Annotated in this window: 20 protein-coding genes; 4 read left to right on the top strand and 16 right to left on the bottom strand. The window is 62.3% G+C overall.

Translation table 11 applies throughout. The features are described from left to right. Positions 1-64: 64 nt before the first annotated feature. The 7 genes from ACFTR6_RS19420 to ACFTR6_RS19390 form a co-directional block, all read right to left on the bottom strand. Positions 65-1,081: a zinc-dependent alcohol dehydrogenase family protein gene (locus ACFTR6_RS19420; protein ID WP_377959120.1), complete on the bottom strand. Its 1,017-nt coding sequence runs from the start codon at positions 1,079-1,081 to the stop codon at positions 65-67. Positions 1,082-1,225: 144 nt separating this feature from the next. Continuing rightward, complete coding sequence (locus ACFTR6_RS19415) at positions 1,226-1,966, bottom strand: SDR family NAD(P)-dependent oxidoreductase (RefSeq protein WP_377959119.1); 741 nt, start codon at positions 1,964-1,966, stop codon at positions 1,226-1,228. Positions 1,967-2,112: 146 nt separating this feature from the next. Continuing rightward, positions 2,113-3,627: an aldehyde dehydrogenase family protein gene (locus ACFTR6_RS19410; protein ID WP_377959118.1), complete on the bottom strand. Its 1,515-nt coding sequence runs from the start codon at positions 3,625-3,627 to the stop codon at positions 2,113-2,115. Between the two features lie 237 nt (positions 3,628-3,864). Continuing rightward, positions 3,865-4,698: an ABC transporter ATP-binding protein gene (locus ACFTR6_RS19405; protein ID WP_377959117.1), complete on the bottom strand. Its 834-nt coding sequence runs from the start codon at positions 4,696-4,698 to the stop codon at positions 3,865-3,867. A 160-nt stretch (positions 4,699-4,858) separates the two neighbouring features. Beyond that, a complete protein-coding gene (locus ACFTR6_RS19400) occupies positions 4,859-5,860 on the bottom strand; it encodes an ABC transporter substrate-binding protein (protein WP_377959116.1) in 1,002 nt (333 codons plus the stop codon). A 108-nt stretch (positions 5,861-5,968) separates the two neighbouring features. Continuing rightward, positions 5,969-6,688: an ABC transporter permease gene (locus ACFTR6_RS19395; RefSeq protein WP_377959115.1), complete on the bottom strand. Its 720-nt coding sequence runs from the start codon at positions 6,686-6,688 to the stop codon at positions 5,969-5,971. Positions 6,689-6,815: 127 nt separating this feature from the next. Beyond that, complete coding sequence (locus ACFTR6_RS19390; protein WP_377959114.1) at positions 6,816-7,031, bottom strand: hypothetical protein; 216 nt, start codon at positions 7,029-7,031, stop codon at positions 6,816-6,818. A gap of 306 nt (positions 7,032-7,337) precedes the next feature. Here ACFTR6_RS19390 and ACFTR6_RS19385 point away from each other — a divergent pair, with 306 nt between their 5' ends. Then, the gene (locus ACFTR6_RS19385) at positions 7,338-8,273 is read left to right on the top strand and encodes an aldo/keto reductase family oxidoreductase (protein WP_377959113.1); all 936 of its coding nucleotides are present in this window, start codon (positions 7,338-7,340) and stop codon (positions 8,271-8,273) included. Between the two features lie 1,468 nt (positions 8,274-9,741). Here ACFTR6_RS19385 and ACFTR6_RS19380 read toward each other — a convergent pair. Together ACFTR6_RS19380 and ACFTR6_RS19375 are read right to left on the bottom strand one after the other, a co-directional pair. Then, positions 9,742-10,884 carry an alpha/beta hydrolase gene (locus ACFTR6_RS19380; RefSeq protein WP_377959112.1) on the bottom strand — a complete coding sequence of 381 codons (1,143 nt, stop codon included), beginning with the start codon at positions 10,882-10,884 and terminating at the stop codon, positions 9,742-9,744. A 485-nt stretch (positions 10,885-11,369) separates the two neighbouring features. Continuing rightward, positions 11,370-12,257 (bottom strand): helix-turn-helix transcriptional regulator, encoded by an 888-nt coding sequence (locus ACFTR6_RS19375; RefSeq protein WP_377959111.1) that lies wholly within the window; start codon positions 12,255-12,257, stop codon positions 11,370-11,372. A gap of 500 nt (positions 12,258-12,757) precedes the next feature. On the opposite strand from ACFTR6_RS19375, the gene ACFTR6_RS19370 reads away from it, so the two are divergent. The 3 genes from ACFTR6_RS19370 (at position 12,758) to ACFTR6_RS19360 (ending at position 14,897) form a co-directional block, all read left to right on the top strand. Next, a complete protein-coding gene (locus ACFTR6_RS19370; protein ID WP_377959110.1) occupies positions 12,758-13,384 on the top strand; it encodes a hypothetical protein in 627 nt (208 codons plus the stop codon). A gap of 362 nt (positions 13,385-13,746) precedes the next feature. Beyond that, the gene (locus ACFTR6_RS19365) at positions 13,747-14,406 is read left to right on the top strand and encodes a DUF6152 family protein (protein WP_377959109.1); all 660 of its coding nucleotides are present in this window, start codon (positions 13,747-13,749) and stop codon (positions 14,404-14,406) included. 11 nt (positions 14,407-14,417) lie between these two features. Beyond that, a complete protein-coding gene (locus ACFTR6_RS19360) occupies positions 14,418-14,897 on the top strand; it encodes a hypothetical protein (RefSeq protein WP_377959108.1) in 480 nt (159 codons plus the stop codon). Between the two features lie 400 nt (positions 14,898-15,297). Here ACFTR6_RS19360 and ACFTR6_RS19355 read toward each other — a convergent pair whose 3' ends face one another. From ACFTR6_RS19355 to ACFTR6_RS19325, 7 genes are all read right to left on the bottom strand, one after another. Continuing rightward, positions 15,298-15,669 (bottom strand): hypothetical protein, encoded by a 372-nt coding sequence (locus ACFTR6_RS19355; protein ID WP_377959107.1) that lies wholly within the window; start codon positions 15,667-15,669, stop codon positions 15,298-15,300. Between the two features lie 234 nt (positions 15,670-15,903). Next, complete coding sequence (locus ACFTR6_RS19350) at positions 15,904-17,511, bottom strand: CHAT domain-containing protein (RefSeq protein ID WP_377959106.1); 1,608 nt, start codon at positions 17,509-17,511, stop codon at positions 15,904-15,906. 50 nt (positions 17,512-17,561) lie between these two features. Continuing rightward, on the bottom strand, positions 17,562-17,915 hold the full coding sequence (locus tag ACFTR6_RS19345; RefSeq protein ID WP_377959105.1) for a CU044_2847 family protein: 354 nt from the start codon (positions 17,913-17,915) through the stop codon (positions 17,562-17,564). A 796-nt stretch (positions 17,916-18,711) separates the two neighbouring features. Further along, positions 18,712-19,134 carry a DUF4913 domain-containing protein gene (locus ACFTR6_RS19340; RefSeq protein WP_377959104.1) on the bottom strand — a complete coding sequence of 141 codons (423 nt, stop codon included), beginning with the start codon at positions 19,132-19,134 and terminating at the stop codon, positions 18,712-18,714. Further along, positions 19,127-20,896, bottom strand: coding sequence for a type IV secretory system conjugative DNA transfer family protein (locus tag ACFTR6_RS19335; RefSeq protein ID WP_377959103.1), 1,770 nt, complete (start codon positions 20,894-20,896; stop codon positions 19,127-19,129). The genes ACFTR6_RS19340 and ACFTR6_RS19335 overlap by 8 nt, the downstream gene beginning before the upstream one ends. Next, positions 20,896-22,533, bottom strand: a complete 1,638-nt coding sequence (locus ACFTR6_RS19330) for an ATP/GTP-binding protein (protein WP_377959102.1) — start codon at positions 22,531-22,533, stop codon at positions 20,896-20,898. The genes ACFTR6_RS19335 and ACFTR6_RS19330 overlap by 1 nt, the downstream gene beginning before the upstream one ends. Next, on the bottom strand, positions 22,533-24,044 hold the full coding sequence (locus ACFTR6_RS19325; protein ID WP_377959139.1) for an SCO6880 family protein: 1,512 nt from the start codon (positions 24,042-24,044) through the stop codon (positions 22,533-22,535). The genes ACFTR6_RS19330 and ACFTR6_RS19325 overlap by 1 nt, the downstream gene beginning before the upstream one ends. Position 24,045: the final 1 nt, after the last annotated feature.

Raw genomic sequence — 24,045 nt, 5'->3', positions numbered from 1 at the left:
GCACAGCCGCACCTTTTTCCCCGTATGCCGAGCTAGGCACAGGCTGTCTGGTCCTCGTCTGTTACTAGGGGCGCAGGAGCACCTTTATGGCGCGGCGTCCGTCCATGGCTTTGTAACCTTCGGCTGCCTGGTCAAGGGGCAGCTCGAGGTCAAAGACTTTTCCGGGGTTGATCCGGCCCGTGAGGATGAGGTCGATCAGTTCGGGAAGGTGATCCCGGACGGGGGCGGGGCCGCCGTGCAGGTGCACGTGCGAGAAGAACATTTCCAGGCCTGGCAGTTCGACATCGTGGGCAACCCCGACGTATCCGACGTGGCCGCCCCGGCGTGTTGCGCGGATGGCCTGCATCATGGATTCCTGCGTTCCCACGGCTTCGAGGACCGAATGCGCGCCCAAGCCGCCGGTGAGTTCCTTGATCTTCTCCACGCCTTCGTCGCCCCGTTCCTCCACGATGTCTGTGGCACCGAACTCGCGGGCAAGAGCCTGCCGGTCGGCGTGGCGGGACATGGCGATGATGCGCTCAGCGCCCATGTGCTTCGCTGCCAGGACGCCCAGGAGGCCCACGGCGCCGTCGCCCACCACCGCAACAGTTTTACCGGGTCCGACTTCTGCGGCTTTGGCGGCGAACCAGCCTGTGCCTAGAACATCGGAGGCAGCGAGCAGTGCGGGGATCTTGTCAGCGTCGGGAATTCCAGGGGTGGCCACCAAGGTGCCGTCAGCCAAAGGAACGCGCATGTACTCCGCCTGTGCGCCACCCACACCCTGCCGGTGCACACAGCCGCTTTGGTAGCCGGAGCGGCAAATTTCGCAGGTGTTGTCTGAAGCGAAAAAGGAGCCGACGACGAACTGGCCCACTCGAATGTTGTGTACGTTCGCGCCGATCTCCTCTACGATGCCCACGTACTCGTGGCCCATGGCGACGGGTTCGGTCAGAGCGTCATCACCCCGGTAGGGCCACAGGTCCGACCCGCACACACAAGTGGCGACGAGTTTGATGATGGCGTCCGTGGGTTCCTGGACGACAGGCCTGTCGCGGTCCTCGACGCGGACGTCGCCGGGGGCGTGGAGAATGGTTGCGCGCATCCTTGGTACTCCTTATGTGCTTGCTGCGATGGATATCTCCATCAAACCGGCGCCCTGCATACGTAGCGAGGGCCCTGCTGAAACGGGTTATGGCAGACCCCCTTTAGAGGGGTCTGCCATCCGGTGCAATAGTCGCGATAAGGATCAGTGGAAGGACCTGCCGCCGTCTGTTGCAAGGGCCGATCCCGTGATGTAGGACGATTCCGGGGTCGAAAGGAAAAGAATGGCGCGGGCGATTTCTATTGGGTCAGCTAGGCGATTAAGCGCGTAGTTTCCAACGTTTCCCCTATGTCCATCCGCCATGGCTGTATCGACCATGCCAGGGCACACAGTGTTTACCCGGACTGTAGGTGCCAGTTCCGCGGCCAGGGCTTTCGTCAGCGCGATGACTCCGCCTTTGGAAGCAGCGTAGGCCGTGTACCCGGGCGAGTTCGGCAGCAGCCCCGCCGCCGAGGCGATCGTGACGACCGTTGGTGATGCCTCCTGCAGCAGCCAAGGTATGCAGCTGCGGACTACGTTGTAGGTGCCGGTGAGATTAATATCGATCACCCTGCGCCAGTCCTGCGCCGGCACGTCGGCCGCGTGCCCACGAAACATAATGCCCGCCGCGTTAACTACACCATCAATTCCGCTGAGGGCGGCTGCGGCTTCCGAGACGGCCCTGGCAACCGCCTCATCGTCGGTAATGTCGACGGGAAAGGCCGCACCCCCGATCTCTTCAGCGGCTTCATGCAGTTTCTCTTTGTCACGATCAAGCAGACCAACCGCCGCGCCTTCGCGCGCGAACAGCTGTGCGGTGCTTTTTCCGATGCCGGAAGCGGCGCCCGTGATAATGATCCGGCGCCCTTTGAGCCGTTCAGTACGCGGCTCTTCATAGTCACTCATGTCGTACGTTTCCTTGTTTGTAGTTCTTCATTTCCTGGGGTGCCTGAACGACCGGCCCGCGGCAGGCTTACACGGCACCGGTACCCCGACCGATCTCGGCAAGCAGACTCCAACCCGGCAGGTCAGCCGGCAGACAGCGCTGGTAGTCAGTTGTAGGGGAGGTCGCGTTTGGTGGTGAGGTCCCAGACGACTGCTTTGCGGCGGGTGTACATGGCGATGGAGTCGAAGCCGTTTTCTTTGCCGAAGCCGCTTTGTTTCATGCCGCCGAAGGGGACGGTGGGGTGGAAGGAGCGGTAGGTGTTGACCCATACCGTTCCCGCGATGAGTTCTTTGGCGAGGTGTTGGATGGTTCGTGCGTCGTTGCCCCAGATTTGGGCGCTGAGTCCGAATTCGGAGGCGTTGGCGCGGGCGATGACTTCGTCGGTGTCGGTGTAGGACAGGACGCTTGCCATTGGGCCGAAGGCCTCGTTGCGTGCTGCGGGGTTGGTGTCGGTGACTTCTGCCAGGACGGTGGGCTGGTAGAACGCGCCGTTGGCGAGTTCGCCCTCTTCTGCCGGGCCGCCGCCGGCCAGGGCGACCGCGCCGGCGTCGATCGCGCTTTTGACCAGGGCATCGACGCGGGAGCGGTGCTGGCGGTTGATGAGCGTGCCCATTTGTGAGGATTCCTTGGTGGGCAGCCCGACCCGGACCGTTTTGGCCTTTTTCCCGAGCCGTTCGGTGACCTCGGCGTACATTGAGTCCGGGACGAAGATCCGGGAACCGGTGACGCAGCTTTGGCCGCTCTTGGCGAAGTTTGAGTGCAGCAGTGACGGGATGGCGATGTCCAGGTCCGCGTCCGGGAGCAGGATGGCCGGGCTCTTACCGCCGAGCTCCAGGAACGTCGGCACGATGTTGGCCGCTGATTGGTGGATGATGGCCCGTCCCGAGCCTGGCCCGCCGGTGAAGGCGATCATTCCGTTGTCCGGGTGCTCGGTGAGCAGGGGCGCTACCTTGTCTCCGCGGCCGGTGACGACGTTGTCGTCACCTGCCGGAAGCCCGGCTTCGAGGGCAAGTTGGTCCATCCGGTCATTCAGTAACGGGGCGACCTCGGGGGCCTTGATCACGATGCAGTTCCCGGCGACCAGGGCCGGTCCTGCTTTCAGGGCGACGAAGTTCGCGTTGCCGTTGTAAGGGCTGACGCCGGCGACGACGCCGAAGGGTTCGTCGAGTCCGTAGGAGAGCCGGTCGGGCAGCTGCGCGAACGTGCGGCCTTCGATTTTGTCGGCCAGGCCGGCGTAGTAGCGAAGGACCCGGGCGCTGTTGTCGATGTCGGCCATGGCCTCGCGGCGCAGGTGTCCGACATCGGAGACCTCGATATCGGCCAGTTCCTCACGGTGCGCGGTGATCGCATCCGCCCAGGCGGTAAGCATCCTGGCCTTGACCTCGGGCGCGGTGCGGCGCCAGACCTTTTCATACGCCGCCTTCGCACCGGCGACCACAGCGTCTACGTCAGCAGCATCGGCCTCGCGCAGGGAACCGATCACCTCACCCGTGGCCGGGTTCTGGATCTCCATCTCATACCCATCCGAAGGGACCACCACACCGGCAGCCGAAATCAACCCCACGCGGCGCACTCCCCCACCCACGCTCACATCAAACTCCTCCGACACCTTCGTACTCATACTCAAAAACTCCTTCAAAACGGGGCAAAAAGCCCGGACTCAATCGGTGGGGCCGTACAACCCTGGATTCGTTTCAGTAGCGCCTTTGTGCGCTCTCTTCACTGCTGTTGGACATGCTGGGTGAGGCCCATGGGAGCCACGGCCCTGCAGCACGTGGGCTGGGCGTGACCCAGCGGACAAGGAGCCCACACCGCCCTGGGCGACGGCGGTGGCTGCGCGAACGGAAACCGCTACTTTCTACTCGCTTCCTCGCTTGGGAATTTCGATGCCGTGAAGAACTCCCATCCGTTCGAAGTGGGTGTAGATCCTGTCGACGTACGTTCCGAAGTCGGGGGATTCGACGAGTGCGAGGGGACGAGGGCGCGGGAGATCGACCACGATTTCATCGACTACCTCGCCGGGGGTCGGGCTCATGACGAAGATCCGGTCGGAGAGGCCGACGGCTTCTTCAACACTATGGGTAATGAAGAGCACAGTGGGCCTGTTGCGCAGCCACAGGGCCTCGAGGTCCGCCCTGACCTGGAGACGGGTCAAGGCATCAAGTGCCCCGAACGGTTCATCAAGCAGGAGCACCGACGGTTCGTGGACGATGGTGCGGATAAGTGACACCCGTTGGCGCATACCGCCGGAGAGCTGGCGCGGGTATTTATCTATTGCCTTCTCAATGTGTAGCTGTTTGAAGAGTTCGGTCGCCCGGGACCGCAGTTCCTTCTTATCCAGCCCACGTATGTCCGCGTGAATCAGGACGTTTTCCATTGCGGTTCTGAAATCCAGCAGGAGGTGGTCCTGGAAGGCGATTCCGATGTCGGTGAAGGGCTTGTTTACCGATGTTCCACCGACACGGATGTCGCCGTCGGATCGTTCCAGGAGCCCCGCGACCATGAGCATAAGGGTGCTCTTGCCGCAACCGGACGGTCCGACGATTGAAATGAATTCCCCGGGCTTGATGTCCATTGAAACGGGCCTGAGCGCCTCAAAAGACTTCCCTGACGGGCTGTTGAACGTTTTGGCGACGCCCTTGATTGAAATGGGCAGGCCTGCCGCCCTTGTCTGCAGTGCTGTGTCGTTCACTGGTGTGCCTTTCTCGATCCGTGCAGTGATGGATCTGAATCCGCATTGTTGACCTCGACCCCTCAAGGTGAGCCCAGACTGTAGGTACTGACGTCTGGTCCTGTGACCCATGGGCAGACCCGGGTGAGTCGTCATGTAGTCCAGGGCCTGCCCAGCTCAATTACTTGCAGCTCTTCAACTCAGAAGCCGGGGGAAGGAAATCGTAGGAGACGGATTTGGCCGTGTCCAAGGGAGCCGGGAGCAGCTTGGCTTTGGTCAGAATGTCGTTGCTTTGCTGCCAGTGTGCAGCCTCGGCCTTACCGATGGCGTTTGCATCCGCAGCACACAGCAGTGGGAGCAGGAACTTAAGTTCTGCCCGTACGGTGTCGTTGGCGGAATCTGGGAGAAGCTGCTTGACGGCTGTCACTGCGTGTTCGGGGTTTTCGCGTGCCGAAGCCCAGCCTTTGAGGCTCGCGGAAACGAATTTCTTGACCGCATCCGGGTTCTTCTCGGCGAAATTTGGGGTGGTAAAAATTGAATGGGCGACTGGGGAGACGCCATGATCAGCGAACGGGAAGTTCTTGAAGTCTGCGTGCTGCTGTTCGAGCGATACTGCCGTGTCCTGGCCGCCCACGATTGCATCAACGTTTCCCTGGAGCAGCGCCGCTGGCATGGAGGCAAAGGGAACGTTGGAAATGGTGACGTCCTTTTCGGTTAGGCCGTTTGCCTCGAGGAACAAGGGGAACAGGAATGCATGGGCGCTACCTTGGGGAACGGCAACGGTTTTGCCCTTGAGGTCCTGTACGGAGTTGATCCCGGATGAATTCAGGACCTGCATGGCAATGTTGGTCACCTGGTTCACGGTTGCAACGATGACCAGCGGGGCGCCCTTTTCAATCTGCTGACTGATGGGCACTGCGTCGGCGATACCGATGTCTGCCTGGCCATTCGCCACGAGCTGGACTGCAGTGCCCGATCCCGTGCCCTGTTCAATTTTTGCGTCAATCCCGGCTTCCTTATACAGGCCGTCCGCCTGGGCGACTGCGAAACCTGCGGTGGAAGCCGACCAGGACCAGTGCATTTGAAAGCGGACTGCGTTTTCACTGCCTGTACCGTTGGCGGAAGGGGTAGCAGCGCAGCCAGAGAGCAGCATTGCCCCCGCGGCGAACGCAGCTGCGAGCAACTTGGTAATGCCTCTTTGCATAACGATTCCTCTAGTTTTTGTTGCCAATAGATTGAAAAGCGTTGGGACCGGCCGATGGTTGGCCCGGAGTCCCTGTGATGTGAGGTTCTAAGCAGCGCGTCGTTGCCACGGCGTCAGCAACCATTCGACTGCCTCCACGAGGTAATTGAGGATCACGCCGATGACCGTCAGGATGACCAGGATCGCGAACATGTATTCGGTGTCCATCGCGCCGCTTGCGCGCAACAGGGCGTAGCCCAGCCCGCTGTTTGAGCCGAGGAACTCCGCGACAAGTGCACCGGTGATGGCAATGGTCGCCGAGGTCTTGATTCCGGAAAAGATCACGGGAAGCGCTGCTGGAAAGCGAAGCGCCCAGAACGTTTGCCAGCGGCTCGCGCCCATCGAGCGCGTCAGGTACAGGAGCCTGTCGTCAAGAATCCGGAACCCACTGATGCTGGCCATCAGCAAGGGAAAGAAGGTGATAAGAACGACCAGCGCAACTTTCGTGTTAAGGCTGAAGCCGAGCCAAACCAGCAGCAGTGGAGCGACGGCGATTTTTGGCACCAGCTGCAGGACTATGACCGGTGGGTAAACCACCTGTTTGGCGGTCTTGGACAAGGCGATGACTAGGCCAAGCGGGATGCCGATGACGATGCTGAGCAAAAGCCCGACCATGAGTACAACGAGAGTGGACTGCGTGTGGACCCAAAGGCTGCCCGCATCAGTGAACAGACGCTTGAAGACAGCAACGGGCCCGGGAAGGAGATATGCCGGAATTTTGAACAGTTCTACCGCTGCAGCCCAAGCCACCAGGATCGCTACGAACACTAGGGGCGGTAACGAAGACCAGGCGATGGAGCCGATTCGCCGTCTCGTGGCGGATGGTTCCCGCGGTTTGCGGGGGGCCATTCCTGACGCCGGCAAGGCAACGGCGGATGCTGTCTGGCTAGGCCGATCAGCGGTGAGGTTTTTCCTCGACATGAACCTTCTCCTCCTTGAGCGGAACAACAATCGCAGCCCAACCCCACTGCTCCCGCAGGCACAAGCGCGATAAGAAGGGGGAAACGGCGCCCAAGCGGGCACCTGGCGCGGTGGTTTCCTCATAGTCCGTCAGCTCTTCGGGACTATGGGGCAGATCACGAAAATCAACTTCTGTGACGATATCCTGCATTGTGGGACATCGTCAATAGAAAAATCCTGTAATGTGAGATCTACTTCACTAACCCGCGGAGGCGGCATTGTCTAGCGACTTCTATGAGCGTTCCAGCCTGAGTCGAAGACTCCCCTGCCTATGGCTGCTGCCGGCACCGGCAACCGACAAGGCGGAGCGGCGACGGCGTGCGCTTCCGGTGCTGTCCTGCAAGACAGTTGCTTAGCCAGCACCCGTCTTGTCCCATCGGGGCAAAGGGCAGATCCATGCAAGTGCCATCGCCATGCTCGTCAGCTTCACTCACTTTCGAGAACATACGGAGGACCCATGCGTACCATTCCCTTTGGACAGACCGACAGCCGGGTGCCCAACATCGTTGCGGGGATGATGCGGATCAGGGAAAGTTCCGACGATGAAGTGCGCGCGCTGTACACGGCGGCGCGTGAAGCCGGGATCGACTTCTTCGACCACGCCGACCTGTACGGCGGCCAGCGGCACACCTGTGAACGTCGCTTCGCCTCAGCCCTAAAGTTGACCTCGTCTGAGCGTGAGCAGATTACGCTGCAAACCAAGACAGGCATTGTTGCTGAGGAGTGGCACTATGACTCCTCGTATGACCACATCATGGCCTCCGCGGAAGGCTCGCTGGAAGCGCTCGGTACCGATTACATCGATGTGCTGCTGCTGCATCGCCCGGACGCGCTCGTAGAGCCTGAAGAAGTCGCACGCGCGTTCGATGACCTGGAGGCCAGCGGGAAAGTCCGGGCTTTTGGCGTCTCCAACCACACGCCCCGCCAGGTCGAGCTACTCAAGACCGCTGTGACTCAACCCATTGTCGCGAATCAGGTGCAACTGTCGCTTACCCACTCCACAATCATCGCCCAAGGCCTCACGTCGAACATGGCCGGCGAGGCGGACTCAATAACCCGTGACGGCGGTGGCATTATCGACTACGCCCGCATCAACAAAATCACCTTGCAAGCATGGTCACCCTTCCAAAAAGGCTTCCAGGACGGGGTGTTCTTCGGCGCCGACGAACACACCAAACTCAATGCCGAACTCGATCGCCTCGCGGCCAAGTATGGAGTGACCACGACTGCCATCGCCACAGCTTGGATCACCCGCCACCCTGCTGAATTCCAGGTCGTCCTCGGGACCACCAAACCTGGCCGAATTATCGACGCTGCGGCAGGCTCTGATATCCCACTAACTCGCGGCGAGTGGTACGGCCTCATACAGGCTGCCGGGCACAAGGTGCCCTAATCCGACGAAGTCGATCTGTCCTCCTGTGGCCCCGCCTGGAGGATAACCGGAAACTACTGGGCAATTCTCGCTAGGTGCCAGTGCCTACCAGAGGCGGCCAGCCCGGAGTTGTGTGGGCGCGTACCGGGCCGGAGGCGGCTTGGTTAGACGCGATGGCTCCCTATTAGCCTGCAACTGCAGGAAGAGATTGTCTTGGATCCGCCCCTGATCCGACTTATTTCATCTATCCGAAAGCCAGGCCAACCGAACGTCCGCAGGCGTAGCGGGGGCCTGCTTAATCTGATTCCGACAGACCCCCGGCTCCGGGTCCTGAGTTGAATCAGCAGGGTGGAGAGACACTGGCTGTTGGATTCCAGCCGCGTGTATGTACTGGGCACCTGCGGTCTTCATGAGCTGTCCGCTGGCTTTGGCCGCCGCGGATGACCCGTAGGAACCACCGCAGACGTCGGCGGAAGATCAACAAACCTGCTGCAGCGAGGGCTGCCGTCTCAGGCCACTTCGGAGCCGGCCAGTTATCGGTGGCTGGTGTGTATCCGCCCGAGGAGAGCCCGGCGTCCCGCTCAAAGTGATTGCGCGATGCGGGAAAGAGGGCATCATCAAGGAAGTAGGCTGCCGGGAAGGCGAACGGGCCTCCCAGGAGGTTGGCTACTGCCCACTGGTCCACGTGGCGTGACTCGTGGTAGCCGAGTTCCTCCTCTTCAGCCCGGGCTTGGGAGATATTGGGGCCATACCTGACGTACAACCGCTCGCCCTCAGTCCCATACCCGTTGATACTCAAGGGCCCGGCGCGCGTTTCACCCGGTGGCATCCACGCGACGAACACGTCACCCAGAGTGCTACCGCCACCGCTTGTCCGGGGAGGCGGCCAGAACATGACCAGCAAGGGTGGGCCGGAACATGACTCCATCCCCAACACCCGGCCGGCCAAGACCCCTACTCCGCTGATGGGCGCAACAAGGACGTTTCGAGTGATGTCCCAGGCAATGGGGGGTGAGATCTGAAGAAAAGGCTCCGGCCGGATTTGGCCGTCGGCCGTGATGTGACTGTGGCAGATGATCTGCGGCGCAATGCCCTCGAGGGCGCGAGCAGCAGCCCCCGCGATCAGCAGCGCCGCAACCAGGAAGACTGCCACGTTGCGTTTCCTCATGTGCGATGCGCAGGTCCGGCACGTTACCGCCCGCCGCAGCCTGCGGGCACGGAAACGCGGCAAGGACCAAACCAGACCGGCGATGCCGAAACAGACACCACACGCAAGAGCACGGAGGAGCGAACGAATACGTCTTACTGCGCGGACCGCCATGCGCGTTCACCTCGCCAAGCCGCCGTCAGCCCAAAAAAGACACTAGCTACTGCTTCATGTTCTCCGCCGGACGCGGGTATTTCAACGAATCGAGATAACCCACAATTTGTGAGAGACGGGCGTTGAAAGGGGAGCCCACGGACAGAAGTGCACGGGGCTCCCCATACGTCACTTCAGATTGCCGCGGAAGAACTCGGTGAGTTTGTCGAAGGGGATAAGGCCGACCCGGTCGTAAAGATCGACATGGCCGGCTCCCGGGACCCAGAAGAGTTCCTTCGGGCCGGTGGCGAGCCGGTAGGCTTCTTCACTGAACTCCCGCGAATGTGCCTGGTCACCGGTGATAAACAGCAGCGGCCTCGGTGCGACCAACTCCAGGTCCCTGAACGGGTGGAAGTTCATGAACTTGGTGTTGGTGGCCAGGGCGGGGTGCGTGGTGGTGTTCGGGTGGTATCCGCGCTGCGTGCGGTAAAAGTCGTAAAACTCCCGGTCAACTGCAGTGGAAGCTGCGGTGAGCTCTTCCGGCGTACCGCCGGTGTACTGGATTGCACCGCCTGAGAATTCGACGTCCCGCTGCGCGGCCGCCTCGGCGATGATGGCCTTGCGCTGTTCCAAGGTGACGGATTTCCGCAGCCCGTCACGGTTGGCGGCACCCATGTCATACATGCTCACCGTGGCGATGGCCTTGATCCGGGGGTCAATCTTGGCCGCGCTGATCACGAAGCTGCCGCTACCGCAGATCCCGATGGCGCCGACGCGCTCCTTGTCCACGAAGGGCCGTGAGCGCAGGTAGTCCACGGCGGCGCTGAAGTCCTCAGCGTAGACGTCGGGCAGCACAGCGTTTCCCGGCTTTCCGGCGCTTTCTCCCCAGAAGGACAGGTCGAAGGAGAGCGTGACGTAACCCTGCTCGGCCATCTTGGTGGCGTAAAGGTTGGCGCTCTGTTCCTTCACGGCGCCCATGGGGTGGCCCACCACCAACGCCGGGTTGGTGGTGCTGCGGTTCAGGCTGTTGGGAACGAACAGGTTGCCGACAACCATCATCTCGTACCGGTTCTTGAATGAGATCTTCCGGACGGTGACCTGGTCGCTGGTGTAGAAGTTGTCCGCGCCGTTAGAGGTGTCCCCCGGAGCCAGGTCTTTTCGGTCGGCCGGAGCAGCGAAGGCCTGCTCTGCTCCTGTCAGGCCCGCCGCACTGGCCAACCCGAGAGCCGCCGCACCGGCGCCTGTCAGCTTGATCAGGTTGCGGCGTGATACACCGCGCTCCCCTGTTGCTCCGGCGCTCATGTTGTGGTTTACGTCGAAGTTCGTGCTCATCGTATCTATCCTCGTGATCGTCGGTTACGTATCTTGGTGCGTTTCGGTCGCACTCTCGAGCAAAACACGGCCCGATCGTGCAGTGAGAGTCCCTGCTGGAACGGGTTATGCCAGAACCCCTCTAAAATTCGTGCCCGTTCAACAGCCAAAAATTATGCGCAATGGCCTACTCCTCGTCGAGGATGTAGCACTGGAGGTATTGCGGCGCTAGAGCCGCTGCCGGGCAAATGGCGCCCCTGCCAACCCCTTCCATGCCGACTATCACCGGCCGAGTGGCAGAACCCACGTCCTGCATTAATGAGCGCTATCGGCGTCATGTTGTGCCTGGTCCCTCGGGGACAGAGACAAGGTCATTGGCGCGGGAGCGTTTGGGCCTGGTGAAAAAAGCTAGTCAGACTGCCGGGTTCTGAGTCCTCCGCACTCTCGTAGACTGCTGCTCCAGTAGCTCAGCAGGCGGAACAAGTGGACGGGTCTGGGCGGCGGGACTAGCGGCTCGGGGCGTGTGCCGACACCACTTCAGCGATGTTCACTGTGACGGCCCAGGATGCGAGGAGTTTCAGTGCTTCCTCAGTGGAACTGCCGGGTGTGGCGGGATAAACCGTCAGGGAGTGTCCAGGATCGTCGTCCAGGCCCAGCACCTGATAATTCAGTTCGAGGAGGCCGACCACGGAGTGCTGGAAAAGCTTTGTCCCTGCGTAATGGCGACGGACGTTATGCGCCGCCCAGCGCATGCGGAATTCGTCGCTGCGCATGGACAGCTCTCCGATAAGCTCTGCGATGCCTTTGTCGTGGGGCGTGCGGCCTGCCTCACGGCGCAGGATGGCGACGTTGGTATTCGCCGCCCTCTCCCAGTCAGGGTAGAAGTCATGCGCACGGGGGTCGAGGAAGATGAAACGGGAGTGGTTGGCCGGCCGGGCCGTACTGCGGTACATGTCGGAGTACAGGGCGTAGCCCAACGTGTTGGCGGCCACGATGTCCATGCGGTTGTTTCCGATAAAGGCCGGAGCTCCGGTGATGGTGTCTAGGAGGTATTGAAGCTCAGATCGGACCCCTGCAGGGGCGGGTGCTGTGGCACGCTTCCTGCCCGTCATGTTGGCGGTGCGCGCGAGGTCGTAGAGGTGGTCATGTTCAGCGCGGTCCAGCTCTAACGCCCGGGCGATGGCGTCCAGGACACTGTCGGAGACCCCGGTGAGGTTTCCGCGTTCCAGCCGTGTGTAGTAGTCAACACTGACCCCTGCCAGACGGGCGACTTCTTCACGGCGCAGCCCCGGCACTCTGCGTCGGCCGCCAAACGTTTCCAGCCCCGCCTGCTGAGGCGAGATGCGTCCACGGCGCGTCGAAAGGAACTGTCGTACCTCGTCTCTGCTATTCACATAGACAGGTTACGTTGGATCAGAAAAGCGTTGGGAGGCTCTGCCATAACCGGTTCTGGCAGGCCCCCCAGCGGAAGGTGCCACACTTTAGCTCCGGGTGTATGGGCCGATGCCACCGACCGACAGGTGCGGGCAGCGTGAGCAGGGGGAAGTGTCCTGCCTGCGGATCTCGTACCCGCTTCTTCCCCCCTTTTCGAGGGATGGCGCGACCGCTGCTAGCCCGGAATGGACCAGAACGTGAAGGGGCCCTGACAGAGACTCCCTCGGTCACCGCACAGCGCATAGCCTTTCGATATGGAAGATTTTGCTGACACTGGCACTGACGAAGTCAGCTCAATGTATGCAGGTCTGCGCTACTGATGAGCAGGAATGCGAACGGTGGCGAAAGGCGCCGCGCCGGTCAGCTACTCTTGTGGCTTTTCCTGCTCGTGATGCTCGCGTCGGCTCTGGCACGCCTCGGGCCCAGCCTGCTCAGCAGCTTGCGGATCCAGGAAAGCTGGATGCGAGGAGGACCAGAGTGCATCGTCAGGACCGCCGAGGGAGAGGTTGAGCTCAACCGGGACGAGGCACAGTTGGCCACGACAGCGGCTGCGCTCTCGGCCCGCGGGGTGGAAGCCCCTGATACCTCCGGAATCGAGGAGTCGGTGCTGCAGAGGCTGACTGAGGGGCCCTTCGAAGACGCTGGCGGCAGTCTCACTTGTCAGGGGCGGGCCTCCCCTAATCTGCAAGAACAGCAACTGACCGTCACCGGCCTGACACCGCGGGCCGAGCGGCTGCGCGCCGCGATGATCGAGGTGTTCGGTGAGCAAAGCCTAGGCGGCTTCGCCCCAGGTGGCATCAGTCAGGGCCACGGAGCAGAGTCAACGCACTATGACGGCCGGGCCATCGATATCTTCTTTCGTCCCGTGAGCGAGGAGAACCGGCGTGACGGGTGGATCTTGGCCCACTGGCTCATCGCTCACGCCGAGGATCTCGGCGTCCAGTACGTAATCTTCGACGATCGATTGTGGAGCGTACACAGCACCCGGGGACAGTGGCAGGACTACGACGCACCTGAACCGAGCAACGCGATCCTACGACACCTCGATCACGTGCACGTGGACGTTCTGCGTGGAAGTCCCAACTAATGGGGAGGCTCGGGCTGTGCTGTTCCCAGGTGATGAACATCGCAGGCTCGAGGGTTGGCATTGCCAGGCCGCACCCCAACAGAGGGGCGGTGGTTAATCTAAACCCGCGTCTGGTTTAGGGGTTCTGCCAGTACCAGTTACAGCAGGGACTCCCTAGAACGATCACAAGCTGTTTTGCTCGAAGTAACGAGGAATTACATCAGAAGCCGTAAGCAACCAGCGAGGGAAAGGAATGTCCAGAAATGCGAAGCGTTGGAACGGACCGGCTCGACCTTCATCCAATCAAGAGCGCGTCCTATAAAACCCGGGCTGGCGCCGGGGGTCGCCGCACCAGATTCGCCGCGTCCCTTTTCACTTCGATAATGCTTGCCGTGCTCCCCGTGAACGCTGCGCAGGCGCATCACGGGTTCGCCGATTTCGACACTGACCGCCTCCACTACATCTCGGGTACCGTCTCTCAGGTTCGCTGGGGAGAACCGCACTCCTACTTCAAGGTGGCCCTCGACAAAGATCTCCCTGCTGACACTCCCGAACTGGCGCTGCCGGAGCAGCTGCGAGCTCCGGAGGACAGTGGCCCTATCAAAGCGGCACCGTCCTACAACGGTTCCCACCAAGCACTGGAAGTCGTCATCGCACCCCCGAGCTACACAGGCAGATGGGGTCTTGACCGCTCGCTCGTAGACGGCGAGCGGGTCGAAGCCGTCGGGTATATAGGCAGGAGCCACAACGATGAGTTTCGTCCCGTCGTGTTCTGGTACGAAGACGGCCACCCGGTCAATCAAGTACTGGGTAGCAAGTTGCCAGCAACGCCCCTGGCGGTGCCATACCCCGCGGCCGGAGAACCTGGCACAGGTGCACCCGCTGCCGACGGGTCTGCCGCTCAGAGCAGCCAGGATGAGCCGACGACAGAACAGGTTTCCGAGAGCATGCCATCGACTGCCGGCGTGATCTTGGCCGGCGCCTTACTGGTCGCCGCCGCAGGCGGAGCCCTCTACCTGCGGGCACGCTCGCGTCGAGTCTGACGACACCCACGATGGACGACTTCTTCGCCTGGCTCGAGAACGCGGCATTCGCTGAAGCCATCCGTGGCACGACCTACCTCTATCCGATGCTCGAGAGTATCCACATCATCGGCATCGCCCTGCTCGTCGGCCCGGCTGCGGCCTTCGAGCTTCGTCTGTTGGGACTCGGCCAGCACAAGCTGCCGGTTACGGAAGCCGCGAAGTATCTCCTTCCCATCTCACGCCTCGGCCTCGGGATCGCGGTAATCACTGGTGTGGTCATGTTCGTGCCTGGTGCGAGCCTCATCGCTGATCGCGGCAGCGCCCCTTGGAAGCTCGGCCTCCTATTGATCGCAGGACTGAACATTCTGATTTTCCACAAGGGAACCTACCGCAGTGTCGGCGACTGGGATCTGAACCGGACCCCTATGCCTGCACGACTCGCGGCTGCAGTCTCTCTCGCCTCATGGATGGGAGTCACGGTTGCGGGAAGGTTCCTGGCGTACACGTGACGGGCCGAGGCGCACGACCGAGCTTCGACCAAGAAACCTACAATAGACGGGCCCTAACTGGCCGAAGAACGCCCGTCCATTAGAGACCAGCCACAGCACGTGATCAACAGATTTGAGTACACCCTAACCTGACGTCGGATGCAGCCCGGAAAGTCGTCAGAATAGGGTCCCGATCAGCGTTTCTGGACGTATTTCCAAGGAGATCTAAGATTTCAACCTGACATTCGGCAGTGTTGGCTGATGGGTGCTTAAGCAGCGCCTAAGGATCGGACACGGGGCGCCCTTGGTCATCGAGCTGGCGCTAGGGAGTAGCCCATGAATCAACGCCGCTCCCTCCCCCGTCAGTTTCCCTGATTCGCGGGGGCTTCTATTGAACGTAACTCAGCCGGGTGCCAAAGCCCTATCCCATCGTGCTCCGGGCCGGGTGGGCGGTGGTGTCGTAGGCGCGGATGATGGCGTCGGAACTGGCGGTCCCGACGCTGACGCGTAGCTGCAGAACGCGGTTGTTCGGCACCGAAATGCTGCCCAGGTCGAAGTCGACAGAGACCCAGGAAGCGCTGCCGCCGCTCCAGCTGCCCTGGCTGGTGATACTCACTGGGGTGCTGGCTGCTGTGCAGTTGTTGGAGCCCGGGTTGCAGATGTAGAGGTTGGCGGTGAGGCTTCCGGCCTTGGTGATGCTGAAGTCTTTCATCGCGGTCCACAGCCGCGCTTTGGCGTTTCCGGTGATGACGGCTGACGCGCGTGCCGGCATCGCCCACCGCTGCATTGTCATTTCGACGATCTGGTCGAGTAAGCCGGTTTCCTTCGCGATGAGCGCTGCTTCGGACCGCCGGATGGACGGTCAGCTGCGTCCTCTGCAGATCGGTCGGGGGTGGAAGGCGACAGTCTGGAGGTTCCGATGTCCGGATCGGGGAGCGCCCGCGGGGCGGCGATGGCCGCGAGATGAGCGTGCTCTAGATACTAACCGCGCCCGGTATCACAAGGTTTTGCACCCTTTTCAACGAACTTATTCGGACATGTGCATTCGAAGGAGTAGTTGTTCATCAATCCATATCTCGAGGAATTTGTCCGCGAACCCAAATTCAAACCAACTACCGGCAAGGCGCAAGGAGCGGATCTTATCACCATCCGATAATTTGTATGAGTGTCTCCTTAGAGCGCGATACGTCAGCCCGCTCTCTTCTACCTGGACACCATCGATCGATAAATTACCCTTCCTCCACCCCTCCCGGAACTCAATCGAGTGTTTCTCCTGAGTGAGCGTGACTTCCACACGCCAGTCTGATTTCCATTTGCTGAGTCGAGTGCCGCGCGCAGCCCAGGGCGTCCCCGACACAGGGTTCGGAACCGATGACACAATGGCGTGTTCATCTGGAGAATTGGCGTCGCCCGAGCGCGTCGGAGGCCCATATCGCCCGTCATCGCTTGGGCTAGGGGTCTGAATAGGCTCCGGGATCGGAAGACGTACTCGGGAATTCGTGCCCGGATGTCCGCGTTGTGGAACGTCGAAAATGCGTCCATCGGGGGCACGGAGGTAGAGCACCGGAGTGGCCCATTCCAGGGGATTCGGCTCATCCCGGATTGCATTACGGGCTGCGGCCATTGCGGCGTCAAGTGGATAGCCGTTGGCAACAGTTTCGTACAGACTTTGGGCGAAAGCGATGGCGGCCCTGTCCGTTATCTCAAATTGCATGGCCACCACGGCTGGAATGCCTTGGTAAATGAGGCTTTGTGCGACGCCCGAATATGGATCCCGGAGACCACCCCGCGCACCTTCACACGCATTAAGCACTACCAGTCGCAGACTCTTGTGATCATGCAGGATCGCACCGATATCCGTTCCGCTGACCAGGTGTGCCTGTCCAGCGCGGTCTTCTAGCGCGAGGACGCCATCTTGCCCTTCCGAGTCGTAGCGTCCATGGCCGATGAAGTGGAAAACGTGGTACTGACCAGTCATCAAATTACGGCGTAGGTCAGCAAGCGATCCGACAGGAACTCGGTCCAGCTGTACCAGGCCTTCTTGTTGCAGCCCGTCCAGCGCCTGACGAATTTTGTTCCACTCTGCCAACGCGTCTAGGGGCTCGAAGTCACTGGGACTCGAGGCCATCACGAGAATACGCAATGGAGGATCCACCGCAAGGGGCCGGATTCGACCTTGCAGTTCTAGATATCGAACGACTGGCGTCCACTCAGATAGGGCCAAATACCGGCGGAGATCGCCATGGTACAAATATTCCCATGGCAGATCAGCCAACTCTGGACAATCTGAAAGCCGCAAGCGCACGCGGAGTCCGGTGTTGTCCATACCCTCAACGTGATCAAGACTGGTGGTCAACGCCGAACGCAGCCGATCTTTGAATACCGCATCGAAAAGTTTGGCACCAAAGTCGAGTACAGCCGCGGCCTCAGGCGACTTGATGCCTCGAACGACTTGGCGACGTGGGCGGCCAACCCTCAAAAGAAAGTTTTCAAGCTCCAGGTCCGAGAACGGAACCTTCACTGGGACCGGCAGAACCTCCCCCGCCGGAGACTTGAGCACGCGGGCCTGATAGCCACCCTGACGTGTGGGCTCAAATAGTAGGTCGAAATCCAAGTAAGCGTGCTGTGGCATCATGATCAAGTCTTACCGATAGTTGCCTCGGCTATGTTTTCGTCCCGTCAGGCCTAGGTAGATCCCGGGCGACGATGCCACGTCATCGACACTTTAAAGTTTCCGCTGGTGCTCGCTCCAGCGACAAATGCGCCGACCTCGGCGCTAAGCTGAAGCCCGAATTCAACTTGTATCTGCTCCGGCGTCTCCGCAAGCGACCTCAGCTGGTTCAGCAGACCTTGTACGGCAGGCTGCACGCGAGCCACTGCGCGTTCGAAGCTTTGCTGGGCTTGCTCGACCACTCGATCATCTCGGTCGCCCCAACCTCGTCTGGTCTCACCGTCAGCACTTCTCCCGTCGAAAACTTGGACGAGGATGCTGTCGCCGTTTTCAAGGGGAAATTCCACCAGTTTTGAATCAGTTCCCATAACCTTCTCCTGTCCTCCCTCCGGATTTAGTCCCTATTCGAATTGAAGACATTCCAATCGGGCGTTTTGGGGTGATCACTTTGACTGAGCAAAGGGCAGTGTTAATGCCGTTTAAACTTGGCGTTGATGAATCCGGCGCTCACATCGTTCACAGTGGACCCGTAGCGGACTTTAGTCAATACTCGGGTCAATAACGCGGGGACCAGGAGTTCACGAGTCTCCGTGTTCTCTCTTGCGTATGGTCGGTCTGCCTCAAGAATCTGTGGGGGCGGGTTGGGCTGGACCTGACGCTGCAGCTTGCCCAACGGTGTCGGCCCTCTAAGATGACCGCAGCCAGGCCCGTCCCGACAAATTGTCGCGGGGACCCCAAACCGGCAACCTCCGGAAGGACAAAGGACGGGTTGGAATAGAAATCATCGTGCCCAGGTATCAGCGATGGTCGCTACGATGACCGTTCCCTTCCCAAGCAGCGGGAAGGGAACGGAGGACCGGGTAGTCGGCCACCGACCGGCAGACGGTGTCGGTCGCTATACATGGCAGGGACCCCTGACCTGTCTGCGGACCGCAACAGATCAACGCAGCGACCCGGCCAGAGCGTTGCGCGCAATTATCCAGAGGTGTCCGGACAATTGGTTTCGCTGCCCACAGCCGGGGACAATCCTGGAGGGGTTATCCACCGCTACTGCTGCTGAGGGGAGCTTTCCTGGTGGCTCCCGATTTCCGGCCGTGGATAACCCGGATTGACCCCAACTTTGGACAGCCGTCGTAGTCACCTTGAGTGAGGGCAACGGCCGGTTTAGAACAGTCCTGCGGGTGGTTCCTCGCAGGGTAGTGGTGCGAGTTTGGAGCGGTGGCCGTCGTCCGGGGTGCAGCCTTTGAACGGCCCGTCTGTTGAGAGCAGGACGGACATGTGGTGGTCTGCGTGGTCGCGCCACCACACGCTCATCCCTGTGGTGCCGTCCAGGCGCAGGAACTCCCAGGCACGCCAGAGCGCTTCGAGGCGGCTGATCGCTTCGGCGTGTTTCCACCATTGCGGGCACCAAGTCACCCCGCCCTGCACGTTGAGCTGGCGGCGGTAAGTGACGGCTAGCTTGCCGCTGACGAACTCGGCGACGTTCGGGTAGAACAGCTCAGGGGCGTCGGCATCGTCATCAGTCGACGCGGTAGGGGCTGCGGTGTGCTCGAGTTCGTCGTCCCACTCCCCGAGGCCCTCACTCATGAGAGGAACCCGCGGTGATCCACCGGTGCCCTGCTGCAGCCGCCGGCTTGTTAGCCGGGTCATGTGCGGTGATCGAGGCGCGTACCGCTTCAGCGTGCGGCCCGTTCATCCACGGCACTGTCTCCAGCAGCGCGGCGGGGGCGCCGGAGGCGAACATGATGGCCCGGCCACGGGGGAAGGCGGCGAGGTCCGACACGTCCAGGGTGCGTTCTTTGCGGTCGTTGTCGTGGTTGTAGGAGGTGCCTTGTTTGGAGCGGCTTCTGGTCATGTTGGAGTACCGGTACTCGCCCACGAGCTGTGCGAGCTCGTTGAGGAATTCGGCTTCGGCGACGCCGCCGCCGTAGACCTTGATGTTGGAGGCGGACCAGAGTTTGCGCATCCCGTCGCGGCCCCAGACTTCTACGCCTTGGGACCAGGACTGGAGGATGGTCATCAGGACGATGCCGCGGGAGCCGTAGTGACTGTAGAGGTTGGGCAGTTCACGCCACCGGCAGACGTTGGCTGCTTCGTCGAGAACACCGACCATGGGCGTGGCCACCCGCCCGCCGGGTGAGTGGACGGCGAGTTCTTCGGCGGCCTCAACCGTGGCCACGGTCAGTGCTGTCACGAGCGGGCCGGCGGTGCCTTTGCCTTCCTTGGACAAGCTGTACAGCGTGCCTTTGGAGCGGACGAATTCTGCCGGGTCGAACTGGGGCCGGGTGTCGTTCTCGCCCTGCGGGGTCACCCACCGGGCGACCTGGCGGTTGGTGAGGCAGGAGGCCATCTGCAGCGCCGTGCCGTACACGCCGCCGCGCTGCTTCTCGGGGGCATTGATGACGCCACCGACGGCGTTGGCGGTCTGGGCGAAGCCGTGGGCCTTGAGGATGTCCACTGCTTCATCCTCGGCGGGGCGGGTGAGCCAGGTGTGAACCTGGGTGATGGGCCGGCCGTCGAGGGCAGCGGCGAGCAGGAGGCCGGCGAGGAGATCCTGCCCGGCCGGGTCGAAGTAGGCGTCCGTTTTGGCGTCCGGGCCGCGGGAGCCGGCGGCGAAGTGATCGGCCAGGCGCGCCGCGCGCACTTCGTCCGTGACGTAGGACAGGGGGTTCCACCACCAGGAAGGTTCCTCGAGGGCGACTGACTGCGGGTCGAACACCCACACCGGGCCCTCTGCGGCGCGGACGTCGCGGGTTCCGTCGACGATGTCCCGCTTGTTCGAGGTCACCAATGCGGCGCCCGGGGCTGCGAGGATTGCCGGGATGGCCCGGGAGGTGGTCTTGCCCGTGCGGGGTCCCCAGATGTCGATGTGCATGTCTTCCCAGGAGCCGTAGACCATCTGCCCGCCCAGGACGGTCTTACCGACGGGGACGCCGGGTGATCCTTTCACTCCGAGGCGTTCGGCGGTGGCCGTGGCGCCGCGCAGGCTCAGTGCGCGCAGGTCGCGGCCTTTGGCCATGTGCTGGGCTGCGGCGTCCACGCGGGAGCGTTTGGACCGTCGGCGCAGGACCGCTCGGACCACCAGGACGGCCACGACGATGATGAGGACACCGAAGCCGATCAGTACCCCTGTGGCGGCCGGCGGCCAGATGACCTTGTGCGAGAGCAGGCCGAAGACCAGTTCAAACGGGTTGGCCGGCAGCTTCTGCCCGTCATTGGACAGCAGTGAGCCCAGGTGCACGGCGCCGGTTACCGAGCCGACGCCGAGGACCACGACGGTGATGAAGATCCAGAGCAGGATTGTTTCGGTGTCGAGCTGTGAACGTTTGCCGCTGCTTGGTGCGCCCATCAGTTCTCCCCTTCGCCGTTGCGGCTGATCGTCCAGCGCTTGTTCGTGTCGTGCAGTTTTTCCTCGACGGTGGTCAGTTTGAGGGCGACGGGGATGCCGGGCCGGCCGCCGACTTTGAAGAGGAACTTGCCCAGGCCCGGGCGGACGCGTTTGCGGGATCCGCCGACGTCGGTCCATGACCCCGGGTCAGCCCAGGAGATGAGGCGGGCTTGCTCGGCCCGGGAGAGGGTGACGGCTTTGTTGAGTTTTTCCATTTCGGCTCCGGGGAGTGCGCCGCAGACGACCATGCCGGAGCGTTCGACGAAGCCGCGGGCTTTCATCCGTTCGGCCTCGGTGGGCAGGGCTTCGAGGTCGCTCATGGTGTGCGTGATCATGGCCTGCCCGACGCCCTCGGTCCGGTTCAGGCGGGTCAGGGAGTCGACCCGGTCGACCATGCCTTCACCGGAGCGCAGTGCCCGCCAGAGTTCGTCCATGACAACGAAGTAGTTCCGGCGCGGTTCCAGGCCGGCGTCGGCCAGGGTGTGGGCGACCTGGACGGTGGCGAACCCGGTGGACCAGCAGGCCAGCAGGCAGGCCGCCTGGATGTCGCGCTGCGTGTCGGAGATCCCTGACAGGTCGAAGACCACGGGTTTGGTCAGGTCCATCGGCTGGTCGGTGGGCTGGGAGAACATGTCCGAGAACCGGCCCGAGCCGTTCAGGGAGTACAGCGATTGGCGCAGCTGGTCTGTTGCGTCGAGGTACCGGCTCATGTCGCCACGATCCAAGGCAATGGCCCGCAGCTCGTCGGGCGCGTCTTTGATGACCTCGATCAGGTCCCCGATCAGGGGCACGCGGTCCAGGCGCTCGTCCAGGATGTGCAGGGCCCGGTCGATCAGGGATTCCTCGTGGGCGCTGGGCTTGGCGTTCCGCACGATGGTGATCAGCGCCGTAATCATGTTCAGGCGCCGGTTGTGCGAGTCGGCCATCAGCTGTTCGGCCAGCTTCTCCGCCTTCACCGCTGCAGCGAGCAGCGGCACGGCCGCGGCCTGGTTGCTTTCTGGATCGTTCAGGGCCCGGTTCGCGTTGGTCCGGTGTTCTTCGGCGGAGGCGAGGAGCCTGGCGGCGGCGCCGGTGGCTTCACCGGGGTCCAGGACGTTCAGGTGGCCCCGTCCGGGGCCCAGGCTGATGACCTGTCCGCCGAGGGCTTCGATCAGGTCGACGTAGTCCGGCTTCAGGTCCCCGAGGATCAACGGGTTGATGCTCCTCCCTGCCAGGCCGAGGACGATGTGCCGGACCAGGGTGGACTTGCCGTAGTGCGGCAGGCCGAGGACAAACATGGAGGGGTTGTTGATCATGCCGTGCATGAACCAGCTGATCGGATCAGCCCCGAACGGGGCCCCGGTGTCGGTGTGAACACCGATCGGCACCCCCAGGATCGGCGTCCCACTGCCGCCCACGAATGGCCAGAGACCGCAGACTTGGACCGAGGTTCCGCGCCATTCGTCGGCGGCCGTGACGTAGACGGCTTCGCCCTGACCTTGGCCGCGCCAGCCCCGCAGGCCCGGGCGGCGGGCAACCGCGGCCGCGAGCCTGGTCGCAGGGGGCTGCTTAGTGGCGGGGGCTTGGGTGCGCTTGGGCGTGGTTTTGCTGCCGAACATCACATGGCCTCGCGGATCTCTTCGGGGACCTTCAGGTGCTTGGGCAGGACCAGTCCCAGCGGCAGGGACGCGGCGAAGGCGGAATCCTGTGAGCCGTAGGCGCGCCGTAACAGCAGGCGTGCCGAGGGGCCGAGGTTGCCTTCCACCACGGCCACGGCGTCATCGAGGTCACGGGCGGACAGCACCGTCGCGGTGACGACCATGCCGAAGTTGACTAGCCCTGCCCCTTTGGCTTCCTCCGCTGCGGTGGCCTGGGCTGCGCGTGCGTCGACCAGGGCGCGGGCTGTGGGCCGGTTGGTCGAGGACGCCCGGGTGAGGGCGTTTGTCTGGTCCGACTCCACGATGGCGGCCGCGCGGCCGGCTTCGATCGGCCGGTACAGCAGAGTGACCCGTTTACGGGCAATCTCCCCGTGCGGTGCGACCAGGCGGGCCAAGGCTGAGGCCAGGATGTGGCCGCGGGGTGCGCCCGTCATGGACCAGGACACCGAGTGCCCGGAATCGTGGCGGTAGCCGTCCCAGTCGGCTTGGTGGGCGGACGGTCCGACGTCGCTCCAGTCCAGCTCAACGGGCGTGCCCTGGTAATGGGCTTCGTCGATGAGCCGTGCCGCAGCAGGGTCGTACGCGACCCGGACGACCTCACACAGTTCCTGGGCGTCCAACGGTGCGCACGCGCCGGCGCCGGTGGATTCCAGCCGCTCGGTGAGGCTGGGAAGCCGTGACGCGAGATCCTTTGCGATCTCGTCGGCGGTGCGCCGCTTGCCGCCTGCCCGGGCGGCCGCGCTGAATGTCAGAGCGACCCAGGCCCGGATGGTGGCAGATCCCTGCGGGTAGGTTCTCAGGGCCTCCCGGAGCATGGCCTTGGCAATGGCGGGAGCGTCGTCGTGGATGTTCGACTCAACTTCCCGGCGCAGCCGCGCCCCGGAATCGGGGGCAGTTTCGACCGTGACGGAGGCAGCCACGACGGCAGGTTCATTCGACAACGAAGCCAGCCACCCGCCCCAGTTAGCCACCCACGCATCAATCTGTTCGGGATCGACCAACGACGCCCCGTCCGGCTGCGTCCCGAAAACAACGGTGTAGTGCGCGGTGGAAGGAAGGTGGATCAACGCGAACGGGCGCCCGTAGGAGTCGGTGAACTCGTACAGCTTGGAACCGGCAGCGATCCCCGGCAGCTGAAACTCGCCCCAGGGCGTCAGTCCCAACGGGCCGGAACGGTAGATGTTCGTCTTCCTGAGCCGCCCCAGGCCGAACGCCAAACGGCCGAAGACCCGCTCCCCCACAGACTTGTTGTGCTTGTCGGTCACCGAGACGACGGCCAGCGCCAACCCCAGGACGAGCAGAGCAACCAGCCCCGCGAACCAGCCGCCGACGAAGAAACAAATCACCGTCATGATGAGGCCAACAAACAATCCTGCTGTGGCCAGCCCGCCAAGAGTACCGATCCCGGCCTTCCGCGGACGTCGCCAATTGCCGTAGGTCGGTTCCCTGTAGGTGTTCTCGATCGCTGCCATC

It is taken from the genome of Arthrobacter sp. NPDC057009 (assembly GCF_042673905.1).
Lineage (GTDB): Bacteria > Actinomycetota > Actinomycetes > Actinomycetales > Micrococcaceae > Arthrobacter.
The sequence above is the reverse complement of the archived record's forward strand: the minus strand, read 5'-3'. Positions and strand labels throughout refer to the sequence as shown.